The organism is Vibrio sp. 1401, assembly GCF_033340295.1.
On record NZ_JAWOWF010000022.1, the window covers coordinates 60,627 to 78,803 of the forward strand.

At 44.9% G+C, this 18,177-nt stretch carries 16 protein-coding genes; 8 read left to right on the forward strand and 8 right to left on the reverse strand.

The genetic code is table 11. The features are described 5' to 3' along the window. The first annotated feature begins 13 nt into the window (after positions 1–13). The 3 genes from cysN (at position 14) to cysC (ending at position 4,062) form a co-directional block, all read left to right on the forward strand. Complete coding sequence (gene cysN, locus R7Z77_RS13060) at positions 14–1,444, forward strand: sulfate adenylyltransferase subunit CysN (RefSeq protein ID WP_318125022.1); 1,431 nt, start codon at positions 14–16, stop codon at positions 1,442–1,444. Positions 1,445–1,695: 251 nt separating this feature from the next. Continuing rightward, complete coding sequence (locus tag R7Z77_RS13065; RefSeq protein ID WP_005379596.1) at positions 1,696–3,420, forward strand: SLC13 family permease; 1,725 nt, start codon at positions 1,696–1,698, stop codon at positions 3,418–3,420. 24 nt (positions 3,421–3,444) lie between these two features. Next, on the forward strand, positions 3,445–4,062 hold the full coding sequence (gene cysC / locus R7Z77_RS13070) for an adenylyl-sulfate kinase (RefSeq protein ID WP_005379598.1): 618 nt from the start codon (positions 3,445–3,447) through the stop codon (positions 4,060–4,062). A 90-nt stretch (positions 4,063–4,152) separates the two neighbouring features. Here the strand turns inward: cysC and R7Z77_RS13075 are convergent, their stop codons facing one another. The 7 genes from R7Z77_RS13075 to R7Z77_RS13105 form a co-directional block, all read right to left on the reverse strand. Beyond that, positions 4,153–5,058 carry a TIGR03899 family protein gene (locus tag R7Z77_RS13075; RefSeq protein WP_005379599.1) on the reverse strand — a complete coding sequence of 302 codons (906 nt, stop codon included), beginning with the start codon at positions 5,056–5,058 and terminating at the stop codon, positions 4,153–4,155. A gap of 322 nt (positions 5,059–5,380) precedes the next feature. After that, on the reverse strand, positions 5,381–5,875 hold the full coding sequence (locus R7Z77_RS13080) for a DUF3299 domain-containing protein (RefSeq protein WP_005379600.1): 495 nt from the start codon (positions 5,873–5,875) through the stop codon (positions 5,381–5,383). A gap of 4 nt (positions 5,876–5,879) precedes the next feature. Continuing rightward, positions 5,880–7,139, reverse strand: coding sequence for an ABC transporter permease (locus R7Z77_RS13085; protein ID WP_318136702.1), 1,260 nt, complete (start codon positions 7,137–7,139; stop codon positions 5,880–5,882). Further along, on the reverse strand, positions 7,136–7,864 hold the full coding sequence (locus R7Z77_RS13090) for an ABC transporter ATP-binding protein (RefSeq protein WP_042522447.1): 729 nt from the start codon (positions 7,862–7,864) through the stop codon (positions 7,136–7,138). Before R7Z77_RS13090 ends, R7Z77_RS13085 begins: the two co-directional genes overlap by 4 nt. A gap of 52 nt (positions 7,865–7,916) precedes the next feature. After that, entirely contained in the window at positions 7,917–8,561 is a 645-nt protein-coding gene (gene zrgA / locus R7Z77_RS13095) for a zinc uptake protein ZrgA (protein WP_213885600.1), read from the reverse strand. A 134-nt stretch (positions 8,562–8,695) separates the two neighbouring features. Further along, a complete protein-coding gene (locus R7Z77_RS13100) occupies positions 8,696–8,995 on the reverse strand; it encodes a DUF2607 family protein (protein WP_005379608.1) in 300 nt (99 codons plus the stop codon). A gap of 227 nt (positions 8,996–9,222) precedes the next feature. After that, positions 9,223–9,774, reverse strand: coding sequence for a YtfJ family protein (locus R7Z77_RS13105; protein WP_005383122.1), 552 nt, complete (start codon positions 9,772–9,774; stop codon positions 9,223–9,225). Positions 9,775–9,989: 215 nt separating this feature from the next. On the opposite strand from R7Z77_RS13105, the gene R7Z77_RS13110 reads away from it, so the two are divergent. Next, positions 9,990–10,190 carry a DUF1107 domain-containing protein gene (locus tag R7Z77_RS13110; RefSeq protein WP_005379612.1) on the forward strand — a complete coding sequence of 67 codons (201 nt, stop codon included), beginning with the start codon at positions 9,990–9,992 and terminating at the stop codon, positions 10,188–10,190. 70 nt (positions 10,191–10,260) lie between these two features. Here the strand turns inward: R7Z77_RS13110 and msrA are convergent, their stop codons facing one another. Next, positions 10,261–10,899, reverse strand: coding sequence for a peptide-methionine (S)-S-oxide reductase MsrA (msrA, locus tag R7Z77_RS13115; RefSeq protein WP_054574247.1), 639 nt, complete (start codon positions 10,897–10,899; stop codon positions 10,261–10,263). A 167-nt stretch (positions 10,900–11,066) separates the two neighbouring features. Here msrA and R7Z77_RS13120 point away from each other — a divergent pair, with 167 nt between their 5' ends. The 4 genes from R7Z77_RS13120 to R7Z77_RS13135 are packed head-to-tail and all read left to right on the forward strand — an operon-like array spanning position 11,067 to position 17,344. Beyond that, on the forward strand, positions 11,067–12,779 hold the full coding sequence (locus tag R7Z77_RS13120; protein ID WP_005383121.1) for an autotransporter assembly complex protein TamA: 1,713 nt from the start codon (positions 11,067–11,069) through the stop codon (positions 12,777–12,779). After that, a complete protein-coding gene (locus R7Z77_RS13125; protein WP_262647153.1) occupies positions 12,776–16,540 on the forward strand; it encodes a translocation/assembly module TamB in 3,765 nt (1,254 codons plus the stop codon). Before R7Z77_RS13120 ends, R7Z77_RS13125 begins: the two co-directional genes overlap by 4 nt. Positions 16,541–16,584: 44 nt before the next feature. Beyond that, a complete protein-coding gene (locus R7Z77_RS13130; protein WP_054576638.1) occupies positions 16,585–16,932 on the forward strand; it encodes a gamma-glutamylcyclotransferase in 348 nt (115 codons plus the stop codon). 49 nt (positions 16,933–16,981) lie between these two features. Continuing rightward, positions 16,982–17,344 carry a DUF2799 domain-containing protein gene (locus R7Z77_RS13135; RefSeq protein WP_169644228.1) on the forward strand — a complete coding sequence of 121 codons (363 nt, stop codon included), beginning with the start codon at positions 16,982–16,984 and terminating at the stop codon, positions 17,342–17,344. Positions 17,345–18,177 lie beyond the last annotated feature (833 nt).

The following is an 18,177-nucleotide window of genomic DNA, read 5'->3' on the forward strand; positions in this document are numbered from 1 at the left end:
CTAAGGAAAGATAATGAACAGTGCAGTTGAAGCTCAATTAGCCGAGCTTGGTATCGAAGGCTATTTAACACAACACCAGTACAAGTCGTTACTTAGATTCTTGACTTGTGGCTCGGTGGATGACGGTAAAAGTACATTAATCGGTCGCTTACTCCATGACTCAAAACAAATTTATGAAGATCAGCTAGCGGCAGTGCACTCAGACAGCCAACGTGTGGGCACCACGGGTGAAAAACCTGACCTTGCGTTGTTGGTCGATGGCTTACAAGCTGAGCGTGAGCAGGGGATCACGATTGATGTGGCTTACCGCTATTTCTCGACGCAGAAACGTAAATTCATCATTGCAGATACTCCTGGACACGAGCAGTACACACGTAACATGGCTACAGGCGCATCGACATGTGACTTAGCTGTGATTCTGGTTGATGCACGTAAGGGCATTCTCGATCAAACTCGTCGTCACTCTTTCATTTCCAACCTGTTGGGTTTGAAGCACTTTGTTGTGGCGATCAACAAGATGGACTTAGTGGGTTACTCCCAAGAGCGCTTTGAAGAGATCCGCGACGAGTATCTGAAGTTCTCTGAGAATCTGACAGGGGATATTGATATTCAAATCATCCCGATCTCAGCGCTTGAAGGAGACAATGTGGTGGATAAAGGCCAAAACCTGACTTGGTTTAAAGGCCCATCATTGCTTGAGCTTCTTGAAACGGTCGATGTGGATCAAGAAAAAGGCGCGGGTGAATTCCGCTTCCCTGTGCAATACGTTAATCGTCCTAACCTCGATTTCCGTGGTTTTGCGGGGACCATTTCTTCTGGTTCGATCAAAGTCGGTGATGCCATTAAAGCATTGCCATCGGGTAAAACGTCAACTGTGGCTCGTATTGTGACCTTTGATGGTGATATCGAAGAAGCTCGTGCCGGATTAGCTGTCACTCTGACGCTAAGCGATGAGATCGATATTAGCCGTGGCGACTTAATTGTTCTAGATAATGCTCAAGTGGAAACCACAAACCATTTGCTTGCCGATGTGGTGTGGATGACAGAGCAACCCCTGCAACCGGGTCGTGACTATGACATCAAAATCGCAGGTAAGAAAACCGTAGGTCATGTTGAAGCGATTCGTCATCAATATGACATTAATAATCTCTCGACTCATAGCTCGGCAGAGCTGCCATTGAATGGTATTGGTTTGTGTGAATGGTCTCTTAATGAGTCAGTCGCGCTGGACAATTATCAAGACTGTGCAGATACCGGTGGCTTTATCATTATCGATCGTCTGACAAACGTGACGGTTGGTGCTGGCATGGTTAAAGAGAGCCTCGCCGTGGTTGAGCGCGATTTGACGGACATCTCTGCGTTTGAAGTTGAGCTTAATGCGCTTGTCCGTAAACACTTCCCACACTGGGAAGCAAAAGACGTCAGCCAGCTTCTGAAAAAGTAACTGGCTTACCCAAGTACGATAATTTCAGGCTCTGTCTGCTGTTGTACTTGGGACGTCGCTACCTAACTGAATTGCGAAATGTCGTTAGGTATTCTCCTAATACCAGAATGCTTCGGTGGAGCCCAAGAAAACCGAGCATTCTGATGTTCTTTTCGCTTGCGCTGATTTTTGTCTGTTTACTCGTTTGTCGGTGTTTCATGGATAAATGAGTCGTTGTTGTGCCCTTTGGGGCTATTTGGTAAGGAAAGGCTATGTGGGAACAAGGGTTTGTGTTAGCGATTTTGCTTGGCATTATCACTTGCTTGCTTGTCACGAAAATTAAGCCTAGTTACGTCTTTGCGGGTGCTGCTTTTATTGCATTCATGGCTGGGATGATGGATTCAGCCACTATCGCATCCAATTTTACCAACTCTTCATTGTTAACCCTGGTTTTATTGATTCTTGCATCCTGTGCTCTAGAAAAAACACTGCTGATCAGTTGGGTGAGCCGAAGTATCTCTGAGGGCCAGTTAGGCAGCGTGATTGCTAAGCTCGGTGTGTCGACCGCCTTGCTTTCTTCATTTACGAATAATACCGCTGTGGTTGTCTCATTGATTGGGGCGATTAAGCGTAATCAGCAGCATGCACCTTCGAAATTACTTATTCCCTTGTCTTACGCCGCCATTTTTGGTGGCACGTTAACTTTGATTGGTACGTCGACTAACTTAATCATCAACAGCTTTGTCGAAGACGCAGGCTTACCGAGCCTGAGCTTTTTTACACCTACGATGATAGGTTTGGCTGTGCTGGTGGGAGGGATGTTGATTCTTATCCCGCTCAGCTACTTGCTACCGAATTATGATGATCAAAACCAAGAAGATTTACCTTACTTTCTTGAGTCTCGCGTTGAGCCAGGCTCACCGCTAGTTGGGCGTACGATCAGCGAGAATAATTTACGTGCGCTGCGCAAACTGTTTCTTGCAGAAGTGGTGCGCGATGGTGTTACTGTTTCTTCTGTGGGACCGGATTTTGTGCTCAATGCAAAAGACCGCCTGTTATTTTGTGGCGATGTTGAGAGCGTCGCGACCCTGCAAGAAATTCCGGGCCTCAAGTTGTTTGGTCAGCAGCACTTAAATGGGCAAAACTTTATCGAAGTTGTGGTGAGCTCGTCGGCGACGTTTTGCTACAAAACCCTCAAAGAGAGCCGATTCCGCGACCGATTCGATGCCGTTGTTGTGGCGATTCGCCGAGGCCACGAACGCCTAGAAGGTGGCTTGGGTAGTATTACCTTAGCGCCAGGAGACACGTTAGTTCTGGTTCCAGGAAAGCGTTTTGAGTCTGAACGCCGAGCTCATCGTAAAGAGTTTGTTTTAGTGCATGACTTGGACTCTAGCGCTCGGCTTGATACGAATAAGTCTTCTATTGTATTACTGGGCTTTGCAGCCGTAATTGGATGCGCTCTATTAGAGTTAGTACCGATTATTAAAGGTCTAGCTGCGTACCTTATCGCGCTTATTGCGTTTGGTATTGTGCAGATTTCAGAACTGCGCCGCCGTTTTCCGATCGATATCGTCGTGATTGTCGGTTCCGCTTTGTCTATTGCTCAACTGATGATCTCTTCTGGATTGTCAGAAAGAATGGGAGTGATGTTTATTGAAGCGTTTAATGGCTGGGGAGTATTTGGTGCCTTGGTGGCGACTTATATCATGACATTGGTACTCACTGAATTGGTGACAAACAATGCCGCGGCTGCGCTTTCTTTTCCTATCGGCTATAGCATGGCGGTGGGTTATGGCGTGGATCCGATGCCATTCATCATGGCGGTTTTGTTCGGCGCGAGTGCGAGCTTTATCTCTCCCTACGGTTACCAAACTAACCTGCTGGTGTACAGCGTAGGAAATTACAAATTGACCGACTACGTGAGAATTGGAGTGCCAATTTCGATTGTGTACTCTGTATTAGTACTTACTTTGATCCCGGTCTTTTTCCCGTTTTAATTCCGATATTTACAAGGATACGTTATGACTGCCGAAACGACGGTAAAAGATGAAAACATTGTTTGGCACCAGCATTCGGTTGATAAACAGTTTCGTGCTGAATTAAAGAAGCAAAAACCTGCCGTATTGTGGTTCACTGGTCTATCTGGAGCGGGTAAATCAACCGTAGCAGGGGCGTTGGAAAATCGCCTTGCAGCATTGGGTTACCATACCTATTTATTGGATGGTGACAATGTACGACATGGTTTGTGTAGCGATTTAGGTTTTTCTGAACAGGACCGTCGCGAGAACATTCGTCGCATTGGTGAACTGGCGAAGTTGATGGCAGATGCGGGTTTAATTGTTCTGTCGGCGTTTATTTCACCGCATCGTGCAGAGCGGAAGTTAGTGCGCGATTTATTGCCAGAAGGCGAGTTTATTGAAGTGTATGTCAATGCATCTCTAGAGGTTTGCGAAGGTCGAGATCCTAAGGGTTTATACCGTAAAGCCCGTGCGGGAGAGATTCCTAATTTCACTGGTATTGATTCGGAATATCAAGCGCCAGAGAACCCTGAAATCGATTTGCCCGCGGGAGAAAAGAGTGTCGATGAGCTGGTGGATTTGTGCTTAATCGATCTTAAACAACGCGGTGTGATCCGATAAAAAAAGCATTTAGATCATAGGTGACCTAAAGCTCTTTGAGCAGCTGGAGAAGTATTTGGCTCATAGGTAGTCAAATGCTTCTCAAGCTGGCTAGACGGTATGATGAACCGTACTCTTAGCTTCACTATGGACACTAAATCTATGATTTAACAGTGCAAGCATTTGGTCGTAGTATTCGGCATGTGGTTTGTTACCGAGCAAGGTACAGAGCTCATTGCCTGTGGGTGTGAAGCGATAATATAAAAGGCGGACACCTTTACTGTTTACGTTCAGTGACAAGTTTTTACCTTGGTAGGTGAGGACCAACGGTGTCTCGATACTAATTTCGCCAGATTCAAGTTCGGCACTGTGCAGCAGCCCTAATTCAATTAAGAGCAACAAGCTTGAATACGGCAGTTGAAAACTTCCCATATTTAGGCTGTTGGCGACGTCTCGCTTGCCGAAGCTAAATATGCCTCCTTGGGCTTTGTAACCAATCAGCAGTTTTCTGCTGTGATCCCCTCCAAAACTGCATGCTAAAGAGGCGGCTCTTTGCAGAGTTTGTGCTTCCTTTGGTGACATATCTTTGAGGGTTTTCAACGCTTTCATGGATGTTGAACCCGGATTGGTCACTTCACGTTTCATCACTTGAGCCCATAGCTTTTGCATCGCGCTGTTATGGATGTCTTGAGCCATCTCAAAAAATCGATGCAACCAATCTTGGTCTGGCTCTCCCGCTGTCTCATCTCGGCATGAACTGTGCGCTAATTTTAAAATCTGTTCTAAATTTTTTTGTCGCTGTTCTTGGCGCCTTTGCTCTCGCAATTGGGCTCTTTCAAACGCAGATTTGGCTGGCGGTTCGGTTTGCAGTAAGGCGTCAAGACCGTGTATTTGGGCAATGGTTTTTACCTTACTAGCACTGTCTTTTATGTAGCCTTGTTTCTTTTCTTGTTGCGTATTTTTTTTTGTGTCTGACTGATGTTCGATGACAACAGGTTGCTTTGTCGGGTCTGCCATTCGTTTTCCTACCAAGAACTGCGCGGTTCGCACGTTTAAATTTACACCTTATCTGACCAAGCGACCAGACAGGAGTTCTCAGTTTTTGAACGAATAGGGCTATTCAAAATGATAATGAGTTGTTAAAATTGTTATCGTTATTTTGGAGGGGCTATGAAGTTCTCAGAAGCAGGTAAACTCAAAAAGCACCTGTCGATAGCGTTTCTTTTGGTTATTTATGTGGGCGTGTTAGCGTATTTATCTCGTTATATCGTGTAGCACAAAGCTAAAAAAGGCGCCAGTGTGACGCCTTAGGTGTAGCGAGGCTTATCGACGACTTAAATTACATATCGTCGTAGGCTTCTATTTCTGATCCCTCAATAACGTAAGCCGTTTCTGCCAGTTCGTGGTTTATCGTCTCGGTTTTCAACGTTCCAACCACATATATAACATCCCACAACTCTTGAACAGGCGCGCCTTTCGGAAACTTCACGTAAATGATCTGGTTTGGAGGCGGTGGTGGCACGTGAATACAAGCTCCAAAATATGGCACCAATAAAAATTCGGTGACGGTATCGGCATCACCTTCAAGTGGGATAACAAACCCCGGAATTTTAACTTGGCTTCCGTTCAGTTCTGGTCGAACGTTACCAATCTTGGACTGCTGGGCTGCGCCACCACTGTGATCAGATGCGGGCATGCCTATACTGTCGAACAATTTACGCTCTTTTTCTGGAACAAGGTCAATCCAGTCAAGCTTTAATGGTTCTTCGCTAGCCATAACAGGCGCTGTGAATGCGACGACCAGCAAGCAACTTGCGAGTATTTTTTTCCACATTTTATTAAATCCTTATTGTCATTCCGTCACTCAGTGACTGTCGGTAGGCGCGGAGTGCGGGAATGAAACCAATCACAATACCAGCGCATTGTACGAAACCTAATAGCATCCACTCATAAGTAGATAAGATGCTTAAGGTGAGATGTATTCCATAGTGCTGTTGGATGATCGGCTGCGCGATAGCAAGAATGGCATACAGCCCAGTAACGCCAGTAATAATACCAGCAGCTGTAAGCAAGCTGGCTTCACTAATTAAGAGTGAGAAAACATGACGAGGCCTTGCTCCCATGGCACGCAAAATCGCCATTTCACGGCGGCGTTCCTGTAGGCTAGTTAATAGACTGCTTAACATACCTAACAACCCTGCGATCACGACAAAACCAGATACTGCCATTAGGGCTTGCTCTGCAACAGACATCATTCCCCATAACTCATGCAACGCAACGCTGGGCATAATGGCGCTGAGCGGCTCTTTGGGGTAGGTGTTAATTTGTCTTTGCAGGGCGAAAGTTTGAATACGAGATTTCAAACCAACGAGCATAGCGGTAATTTGTTTGGGCTGAAAGTCTCTGTTTTTGAGATCTTGTGCCTTGGGTGTCGGGCCCAAACGCGCACCACTTTCCCATCCGACGTGAATGGCTTCGATGGCTTCCAATGATACATGGACAGTTTTGTCGACTGGTGTTCCTGTAGGTGCAAGGATACCGACAACTTTAAATGGCAGATTGTCATGACGGCTAAAGCCAACGTCGCTAATGCCGTGGGCAATGATGATTTCGCTACCGATATCATAACCAAGTTGTTTAGCGACATCAGAACCTAGCACGGTTTCAAATAAACCATTGAATTCTCTGCCCTTGCTAAATGTTAGTGGTTGCTTACTTCCAAACTTGTAATTCTCAAAGTAACTGTGATTGGTTCCCATAACTCGGAAGCCTTTATGCGAGTCGCCAAGCGAGATTGGAATAGCCCAATCGACTGAACGATGATTGGCAAACTCTTGGTAGCTTTTCCAATCGATGTTGTTGGTCGCATTACCAATACGAAACACAGAATAGAGCAATAGGTTCACTTGCCCAGAGCGTCCACCAATAATGAGGTCAGTGCCTGAAATTGTATTGGAGAAGCTATCCTTGGCTTGAGTTCGGATACGCTCGACGCCCAAGAGGAGTACCACTGAAATCGCAACGGTCATGATGGTTAGAATTGCCGTCGCTTTGCGGTTCATCAAGCTTTTCCAGGCGAGCTTTACAACAGCACTCATGATATGGCTCCTAGGCTAGATACTTGATTAATGTCGGGTAGATTGAGCGTGCGATCGAATAAGGGTTCGAGTGTTGGGTCGTGGCTAACGAATACCAGTGTGGCATTGGCTTGATTCGCTTGCTCCATAAGGAGCTCAATAAATGCTTTACGATTGTCATAGTCTAAAGCTGAGGTTGGTTCGTCAGCGATCACTAACTCTGGATGTCCTATCAGAGCTCGAGCCGCAGCCACACGTTGTTGTTGACCAATACTCAATTCAGAGACAGGGCGTGTATGAAGCTCGTTTGGCAAGTGCAGTCGTTCTAGTAGGGCCTGAGCCTGTTCATTTAACGTTTGAGATGAGGCACCTAAATGGGCACGGTCACGTCGTATTTTACTGAACTGACATGGCAATAATACGTTTTCAAGTACGTTAAGGTACGGCAATAAATTGAACTGTTGAAAGATGTAGCCAATATGATTGGCGCGAAAGCGGTCTCTCTGACTGGCACTTAAACTAGCAAGGTCAGTATCGAGTACAGATAGAGAGCCTGAAGTTAATGTGTTAATCCCCGTCAACAAAGCGAGCAAGGTCGATTTACCGCAGCCACTTGGACCTTTGATAAACACATGTTCGCCTTGTGTAATGTGTAATTTGGGGATGTGGATGGTCGCGTTGGTTGAACCGGGCCAGAAAAATTGGGCATCCTCTAGCTCGACAACATTTGGTGTGGTTTCAGTCATATTAAATCAACAAAGCTGTGGCGTGTAAGTGGGTACTTACACGCCACTCGTGTTATTTGATTACGATTTGGGTGTTATCTTTGCTTAATTTAATTGCTGATTGCATGGTATCAGTGAATATATTGACGCTGATGGACTCTGTAGTTGGGAATTGGTTAAACCAATCGGTTTGGATTTGGCTAAGCTGATTAACTTGTTCGCAATTGAAGCGATATTGCACCGAAAATTCACCGTGACCGCCATGATCGTGCGCCTCATCATGGTGGTCATGTTTATCATGATGTTCATTATGATCATGGTGTTCGTGTCCTTCATGATCGTGATGTGCATGGTCATCATGGTCGTGCTCACTATGATCATGTTCCTCATGAGTTTCGCTTAGGTTGTGGCTCACGTAAGCTTCTTCAATATTACAATCAGCTTGTGAGTTAATAGCGAACAATGCGTTGCTGTCTTCGAGTGTAGCGACGGCTTGTTTAAGCGCTTGCTCTTGTTGTGCGTTTTCTGGAGCATGTTCGAAACCCACAACATCAGCTCCAGGAGCTGTGATCTCTACTAACAGATCTTTGCCATCTTGGGCGATATTAAACTCGACGTGACCATGCACATGAGCACCATGCTGGCGGTATTCGTTTGCATTCGCTGCTGTCGATAAAGTGAGGCCAATAGCAAGGGCTAAAACGTGTTTTGATGACATTGTATTTTTCCTAATTTTACTGGCATTAACCAAAGGCGGTATTGCTCAGATTCGAGTTTCACTAAGTTATTGTTCCCTGACACACTAGGTGCGGAAATGAACTCAATAATTTTGAGTGTGGAATAGTTTGGAAATTAAGCAAAATAAGGAGGGGCACGAGCAGCGCCAAGAACTTCTTCGCCGTACACGAGATGCAAAAAAACATGATGATGCTGGGCGCGCGTAAAAGTCGGTGTAGAGAGGGTAGGTTGTACCTTTGCTATACCGTGCTGAACACCAGAAAATAATTGGCAATGATGATGGGTATGATGGTCGGGCGTCAGATCGACTTGATGAAGTACAACCGCAAAGTTCCAAGCGATCAGCAACGCAACACTGAAAAATAAAGCAGTGCGATACCAATATCTTAGTGTTTTTTGCTGGTGGTGGTACATCTGAGCTCCTCTTACCGACTGTTATAATATAACACCCATAATGAATAAAAGTTCACTCTTTTGTTGGCTAGCAGAAAAATTTAACTCCACACATACGTGCCGAAAAATATTGGTAATACTCTCTGATGGAAGTGTCGCACTTATAAAGAGCAGAGTTATCACTGCCCATGCTTCTAATCAAATTCATATAGCTCCTTACAACAAGAACAAGGAGCCATTCAATGAAGCTAGATGTTCTGTTTAATAAGCTCAATGACTTTTGTTATCTCATCTTGCTCAAGTGCGCCCTCTTTGACAAACAGAACTTTGCCCGTTTTGTCTTGAACAATAATGGCCGAGCTTTCTTCTTTCAGGTCCCAAGTATTAGCAACTACGCCATTTTCATCAAGAACCATGGATGACCAAGGAAACTCTTTTTTGCTGTCTTGAGCTGAAGACTTCACGAAAGAGCCTGTCCCCCAAATTGCATCATCTTGGTTTATGATAGTCGTCGTCTGGTAGCTTTCTTGTGGAAAATTTGCCGCTGTTATTGCCGACATTAAAGGGGCATTCATCTCTTTTGAACTGCTACGGCCTGCGATGGCTTGAATAACACGAACTTTGCCTTGCATATGTTGAGTTGCCCAGGGTTGGTATGCAACGCCTTCGCCTTGTAAAACAATCTCGCCGTAAGCGGCAACATTGACAGGAGGAACGCTTTTTCCTACTGACAAGTTGTGTGCAAAGGTCAAGCTTGGCGTTAAGGCCAGTAATAGAGGTAGGAGAGTCTTAGTTTTCATATTGTTATATTCCGTACGAGGTTTGGAAGCTTCCAGTATATATCCAGATCCTAGAAATTTGTAGGACCGTTGATAACATTTATTTAACGTATGGAGTGGTGTAATCTTGCGTTATATTTAGAATTTGCTAAAATGAGGTCCGCCGCAAATTGCGCATTAAGATTGCAGAGGAAAAATAAGCAATCCGTGTTTTCTCAAAGGAATTGAGGTGAGTTATGCTACGTGAGTTTGCTGTATATCGACCATTACAAGTGGCCCGTTTTGTTAAAACGTTGTTCAAAGGTCAGTTTTTTATTGTCGGGGTTGGCTGTTTTCAGTTCGACAATGGCAAAGTGTTACTACCTGACGTCAACGATCATAAAAGGCTCACCATCTTTAAAGAAGTCAACCAAGTGATAGCATCATTATCGGCTTAGTTAGCTTGGTACCCACTTAGATTTAGAAAAGAGCGACCATATCGGTCGCTCTTTTTGTTGCTGGTTAGGTTTATCCTTGGAGGCTTGGTGGGAAGCAAACTCCCGTTCCTCCGATGCCACAGTAACCATCAGGTTTTTTCGCCAAATATTGCTGGTGGTAGGTTTCCGCAAAGTAATACGGACCTGCTGGTTGTATTTCGGTGGTGATGTTCGCGCGTTGCTCTTCTTGCAGTGCTTGTTGATACAAGAGTTTCGATTTCTCTGCGCTCTCGAGTTGCTCCGTCGAATAAGTGTAAATTGCAGAACGATATTGAGTACCTAAGTCGTTACCTTGACGCATTCCCTGAGTTGGGTCGTGTTTTTCCCAAAAAACAGCCAGTAGCTTTTCTAATGAGATGACGCGTTCATCGAAAACGACTCGTACGACTTCTGTATGACCCGTTTTACCTGTACAGACCTCTTCATACGTGGGATTGGGTGTGTGCCCCCCAGCGTAACCGACCGAAGTAGATACAACGCCGTCGAGTTGCCAAAATACGCGCTCAGCGCCCCAAAAACAGCCCATTCCGAGCAAAATCTGCTGTTGGTGTGACGCCAGAGGCGCCTTTAGGTTAGATTTATTTACAAAATGATGATCGTCAATCTGCATTGGTTGATCTCTACCTGGCAAGGCATCTTCTATACTGATCAATGTTTGTTTGTTGAGCATGGTATTTGTCCTTAAATACGTGTCTTAAATTTGCGAACTTTTTCATTTCGTCTGTATCTGATGCTGTTATGAGATAGACCGCGTTAAAGCTATTAATATTACAGACTTAGAATCTAATTGGCGTTATCATTATTTACGTTTACTTAACCTCATTCAGCCATAAAAGCATGATAAAAAAAGCTCTCCCCACCATCGTTGGCCTGTTTGCCTTTTCTCATGGTGCCTATGCCGATGTTTCTTTGACTTTGAAAGGCATTGATGGCGCTTTAGAAGAGAATGTCAGTGCGTATCTGTCATCTATTCCAGAGAAGGATTACTCCACTTCTCTGCGTTTTCAAGCGAGATTAGATCAAAGTATCACTGAAGCGCTTAACGCGCTTGGGTATTATCATGCAAAAATTTCATACTCTATTCCTGAAGCGAATGATGAGTTAATTGTGCTCATCAAGCCGGGCTTGCCAGTGAAAGTGAAAGTCATGGATGTGGTCATCACTGGAGAGGCTAAAGACGATGAAGAGTTTGCAAAACTTATTGAGCGCTCTCCGCTCAAAGTTGGTCAAGTTTTGAATCAAGGCCAATACGACAGCCTTAAGTCAGGCATTCGTAACTTGGCGCTTCAGCGTGGTTACTTCAATGGTGAGTTTACGCTAAGTCGATTAGAGGTTATCCCTGATCTGAACGAAGCTAATGTCCGTTTGCACTACAGCAGTGGAATACGTTTCAATTTTGGCGACGTTTCTTTTATTGGCAACCACATCTGGGAAGACCGTGTCGCATCACTACAACCTTTTAAAGAAGGGGACCCATACAACGTTTCGAAGCTGGGCGAGTTTAACCAGAAGCTATCAAATACGGAGTGGTTTTCCTCAGTTTTTGTTGAGCCTGAATTGGATAGGCTTGATGATGGCCGAGACTTGCCAATTAAAGTGTCTTTATCTCCTGCTTCTAAGAATCAGATCGAGACGGGTATTGGTTACTCAACGGATGTAGGCGTTCGAGGAACGTTGAAGTGGAAGAAACCTTGGGTGAGCTCCCGAGGACACAGTTTCAACACTGCTTTATCCCTATCTAAGCCAGAGCAAACCGTGACTGCTTCTTACAAAATTCCTTTAGAAGATGTCGCTAACGATTATTATCAAGTTCAATATGGGCTTAAAAACCTAGACAACCGTGACACACAGAGTATCGAGTCTAACCTTGCAGTGGAGCGGCATTGGTTAGCAGACGGTGGTTGGCATAATACCGTTTATGTTCGTCATTTGTACGAGAGCTTTACGCAAGGTTTACAAGATGATGAATTCAACTTCGTACTTCCAGGTGCGACATTTTCTCGGACTAGGGTTCGAGGGGGCAATATGCCAATGTGGGGAGACAAGCAAAGCATCACTATTGAGTATGGTGATACCGCTATGCTTTCTGAAACTAGAGTGCTCCGCTTAATTGGCTCGACTTCTTGGATTCGTGGTATTGGAGAGAATCATCGTGGTTTGTTCCGCTTAGAAGGTGGTGCGAATATTACCGATGAACTTGAAAAGCTATCACCGTCGCTGCGTTTCTTCGCAGGTGGTGACAATAATATTCGTGGTTACGGCTATGAATCTATTTCACCTGTGGATGAGAGTGGTGCTTTGACGGGTGGTAAATACATTGTTAGCAGTACATTAGAATACCAATATCGTGTTTATGGAAACTGGTGGGCTGCAACGTTTTACGATATTGGTGATGCGTTTAATGAAACACCAGATTGGAAATCAGGTGCTGGTGTTGGTATCCGCTGGGCGTCTCCGGTGGGCCCTGTTAGTTTTGATTTTGCATGGGGGTTGGATGCAAAACCAGAACGAGAGTTTCGTATCCACTTCTCATTGGGGCCTGAGCTATGATCAAAATGATGTTTAAGTGGACCAAATGGCTGTCGCTCAGTTTGATTGGTCTATTGCTGTTGCTCATCATTATTGTCGCGACAGTTTTATTTACCCACCCAGGCCTCAAATTTGCCTTGTGGGGAGCCGAAAAAGCACTACCACAATTGCAGATTGAAAAAGTGCAGGGTTCATTGTTTCCTCGCTTCGAACTGCATAACGTCAGTTTTGTCGATGAGTCTTTGAATATCGATGCCAAAGTCGAGCGTTTAGCTTTGGCAGTGAACTTCCGCTGTTTCTTTGACCCTAAGGTTTGTGTCGATGAGTTAAGACTGCAGGGGCTTGACTTTAAGATGCCAGAGCTACCGCCAGCAAGCGAGGAGCAAGAGGAAACACCACCACTGCGTTCTATCAGTACGCCAGTGCCAATTTTTGTTAATAAAGTCAGCTTTAATGACATCAACGTCAATGTGCTGGGCAATCAAATTGATTGGCAAACGTTCTCGACCGCTTTGTCGATGCAAGGCGATCGTTTGGTGATCGCACCTACCGCGTTGAAAGACATTAATGTTGCGCTCGCACCAAGTGAAGCGGCCCCAGAAGCGGTTGTTGAAGAGCCGAAAGAGGCCGATGCTACGCCGCAAGATATTGTGTTACCCGAAGTATGGATTCCACTGACGGTGGAAGCGCGTCGTCTTGATATTCACAATTTCAAACTGGCAGGTGAAACGCCAGTGATCGTCAATCATCTTGGTTTGGTTGCAAGAGCAGGCGGTGAACGTGTTGATGTCAAAACGTTAGAGCTCGACATGCCAGAAGTGGAAGGCAAGTTGAGCACACAAGTGACGCTTTCTTCTGATTACCCTATCAAAGCGCAACTGGACGCGTTAGTGAAGCAAGCGGATGCGAAGGGACAAAAACTGTCGCTTTCGGTCTCGGGTTCGGTTGGTGATTTGTCACTAAATGCTACGCTTTCTGAGCTTGTACAAGCGGAGATCAAAGGTGATATTCAACCGCTTAAAACGCAGTTACCGTTTGATGTCGCGATTAAAAATGTACAGGCGCAATGGCCGCTATTTGGACAAAGCGATTACCAGGTTTCTGTACCAAGCTTGGCGGCAAAAGGCTCACTTGATGGCTACGAAGTCGCATTAGAAACCAAAGCGTCAGGCAAAGATATTCCCGCCGTTGATGTCGCACTAAACGGCAAAGGTACGTTAGAGCAAATTGACCTCGAAAGCCTTGTAGTGAAAACCCTGGGAGGCGAACTCTCTGGGAAAGTCATGGCCAATTGGGCCGCGCCAATCAACTGGCAAGCTGACTTAAACCTGAAAAACATTCAACCAGGTTTACAATGGAAAGAAGCTGAAGGGGATATCAGCGGTAACCTTTCGACTTCGGGGTCGTTAACAGAACAAGGCGGTTGGCAAGTCAGTTTGCCTAAGTTAGATATTGACGGCATTTTGCGAGGGTATCCGCTGAATGTTGAAGGGCAACTTGAAGCGTCTGATAAGAACGGCAAAGGCGAAGACATCCAACTTACCACTCAGGGTTTAGCGCTTTCTCATGGTCCAAACCAACTCAGTGCAAAGGGTAAGATAGATAAGCAAATTCTGATGGATGTTGAGGTTAACTTCCCTGATTTTGCAAAAAGTGTTCCGGACCTTGCAGGTAAGATGCAGGGTAAAGTCGCACTACGTGGTAGCTTGAAAGAACCAGACATCAATCTTGATCTCGCTTTAAATCAGATAAACTGGCAGCAACAGGCGAACGTAGAAACGATCACCTTAAAGGGTGATGTGAAGCCTCTGCCAGCACCAAAAGCGAACATAAGCCTAATTGCGAACAACATTACCTATGACGACATAAAAGTTGATAGTGCTGACCTTGAAGTCTCTGGGGATGAAAAACTGCATCAACTGACGCTCGATGTAGTATCTGACCTGGTGTCGACCAGTTTAGAAATTGAAGGGACATTCCAGCAGAAACCAGAAATGATTTGGGATGGGGCGCTGCGCCGCTTGACGCTGAGCTCGCAACAAGGCCCGTGGGCGTTGCAAAAATCGACCGCGGTGAAGGTCAATATCGACAAACAGATCGCGAACGTTCAAGCGCATTGTTGGTTGCAAGCGGAGTCGAGCGTATGTCTAACCGAAGACATTAGTGTCGGTAAGAGTGGCCAGGCGAAGTTAGCCATCAATGATTTTGATTTTGACCAAATCAAACAATTCCTGCCGCCAGAAACCAAGCTGCAAGGCTCGGTTAATGCACAGGCTTTTGCTAAATGGGCACCAGAGAAAAAGCCTGAAGTAACCTTAAGTGTCAATATGCCAAAAGGCCAAGTTGAACAAGCGCTTGAACAGCCAATTAAAGTCGGTTGGGAAAGCTTCAACTTTAAAGCAGCATTAGCGAAAGACAAGCTTGATGCCGAGTGGCTATTTGATGTGAAAGATAACGGTGACTTGTCTGGTAAGGTTTCTTTACTGAATGTCTCGTCTGAAAAGCCCACTATTGATGGTAAGGTTTCACTCTCTACGTTCCACTTGGATTTCTTGGCACCGTTGATTGGTGAGTACAGCTTGTTTAAAGCAAACATGAATACTGACCTAGCGATATCAGGTGACGTCATGCATCCGAAGGTGAATGGTCAGTTCTTGATTGACCAAATGAAGCTACAGGGTGAAGTCACACCGATAGATATAAACTCAGGGCAGGTCGTCATCAACTTTAAAGGCCATCAAGCGGACTTGGATGCCGGAATTCTAACCCCGGATGGTGAGTTGAACGTTACCGGTGATGCCGACTGGCAGGACTTACAGAACTGGCGCACTAAAGCGCGTGTATTTGCTAAAGAGCTCAATGTTGATGTGCCTCCAATGGTAAAAATCAAAGTTGAGCCTGACATGACAATAGATGTGACCCCTCAGCTTGCGAAAATTGAGGGTGATATTAATTTGCCATGGGGAAGAATTGTCGTCGAAGAGCTTCCACCAAGTGCAGTAGGCGTATCGAGTGATACCGTTATTCTTGATAAAAACTTGCAGCCAGTGGACGATGTGGCTGCGATGCCGTTTGATGTGGAAACGAACATCAACATTAAAATTGGTGATGACTTCCAACTTGCCGCTTTTGGCTTAAAAGGTGGGTTGAAAGGGAGCCTAAACGTGACACAAAAAGACAAAGGTCCGTTCATCGTTGGTGAAGTGAATGTTGTCGATGGTTCTTATCGTTCGTTTGGTCAGGACTTATTGATTAAAGAAGGTAAGATTCTGATGAATGGTCCACCAGATCAACCTTACTTGTCTATCAAAGCGATTCGTAATCCAGACAATACCCAAGATGATGTCATTGCGGGGGTACAAGTGTCGGGCCCAGCATCTGATCCGAGTATAGAAATTTTCTCAGAGCCCGCGATGAACCAAGCCAATGCACTTTCTTATCTACTTCGTGGTCAAGATATTGATGGTGAAGCCGGTGGTAATGCAATGACGACTACCTTAATTGGTTTAAGCTTGGCGAAGAGTGGTCGTGTGGTTGGTGAAATCGGTGAAGCCTTTGGCGTACAGGATTTACAGCTGGACACTGCTGGTTCGGGCGATGATTCGCAAGTGACGGTGAGTGGTTATATTCTGCCAGGTTTGCAGGTGAAATATGGTGTCGGCATCTTTAACTCCCTAGGTGAGTTCACTGTGCGTTACCGATTGATGCAAGACTTGTATTTAGAAGCGGTATCTGGTGTAGATAGCGCTGTTGACCTACTCTATCAGTTTGAGTTCGATTAAAGTGCTTTAACCTAAGTATACACAGTCATGACTAAGGAGTGGTTATGCAGCATTTGATTTTTGTCTACGGCACGTTACGCAAGGGAGAGTACAACCATCAGTATTTGCGCTCGGCGCAGTTTCTTGGTTTACATGAAACGGATGCTCAATTTGCAATGTATGACTTAGGCCCTTATCCAGCGTTGTCTGATGGGCAACGCTCGATTCAAGGTGAAGTGTATCTGATTGATGATGAAACCTTATCCGAGCTAGATAAGTTGGAAGATGTGCCAGTGGAATATCGCCGAGAGAGCATCGTTACGCCGTTTGGCCAAGCTTGGATCTACTTATATCAAGATACTGAGCAATTAACCGAAGAAATCGCTTCCGGCGATTGGTGTCAAAAGGTGTGAGCTATACTGACATTATCAATAGCAACGAGCTAAACACTAAGGAGTCACGATGAAAGCATTCGTAATTGGAGTAATGGCGTTGCTTCTTGCTGCATGCGCACAAACAACACTACCGACTTCGAATAATGTGACCGATTGGCAAGTGTTTGGTAAGCAGTCAGCTTTAGATGGATTACGGGAGTTATCTGAGGAGCGAATTGCGAAGCTGGATGATGTTAACCATGCGACGTCAGAACTCATAATGGCTTATCAAGCGGGTTACCAGCAAGGCAAGCAAGAGTATTGTGAGCAAAGTGCTTATATGCTCGGTGTTATCGGGCGTCCGTATTTTGGCATTTGTGATGACGTTGACCCCTTCTTTCAACATGACTACGACGCTGGACGAATGTCTTCAGCAAGCACATCTATTTAGTCTACGCTGGTAAGATGAAAAATTTAGGGTTAATTTCTATCAATTGACGTTTCTGGAAATAACTGGATAGTGAGTCTTACTCATACGAACGGCCGTTGATCTAAGGAAGAGGGTGTTTTTGTAGAATGTAACGTCCCACCTTACTCAATGATAGTTAGATAAAGTTGACTCCATCGTCCTTTGATACGAATGTAGGTATCATTAATCTGTCATCAAGAAGTCCATCCAGGCTTCTAATATCAGCGTAAGCATTTCTTCTTTTCAGGCACCTATTTCAAAACCCAGCTTGGGAGCGCGTAACTGAGTCAATGTATTCGAGCATATTTGCAAGTTCACGATAACTTACGCCATACTTGCAAAACAACTAACTGTCTAAAGAGAATAGCTTAACCAGAAAAGGAGCGACCTTTGAAATTAGGTATCTTATTCCTCTCACTCTGGTTTCAAGCACAAGACGCCACAATGCTCAAAATTTGCTGCGAAGATGGTTACCGAGTCCTGCTTTTGTGTGAGACTCTAAACGAGTGAAGCTCTCTTTATCTCTGTACACGCCTTCTTGAGTTACATAATGCCGAATATCTTATTTATCTAACAGAATATGAAAGATTGATAAATAAATTTCAATCTTTAATCGTAATATTTAAGGATAAATGAAAACATGTTTCTATCAGCTAATACTGTTTATGACTTCCTGTGCCCAATTGACTAGCCATAAAGAATTATGTTTTGGGTAATAGATTACATTAGCATTCAGCAGGCTTTGTTGCTTAATTCGATGAGAAGACATGGTAGCCCCATGTTGTTCAGTTCTTAAACAACATACTGAGTTTCAG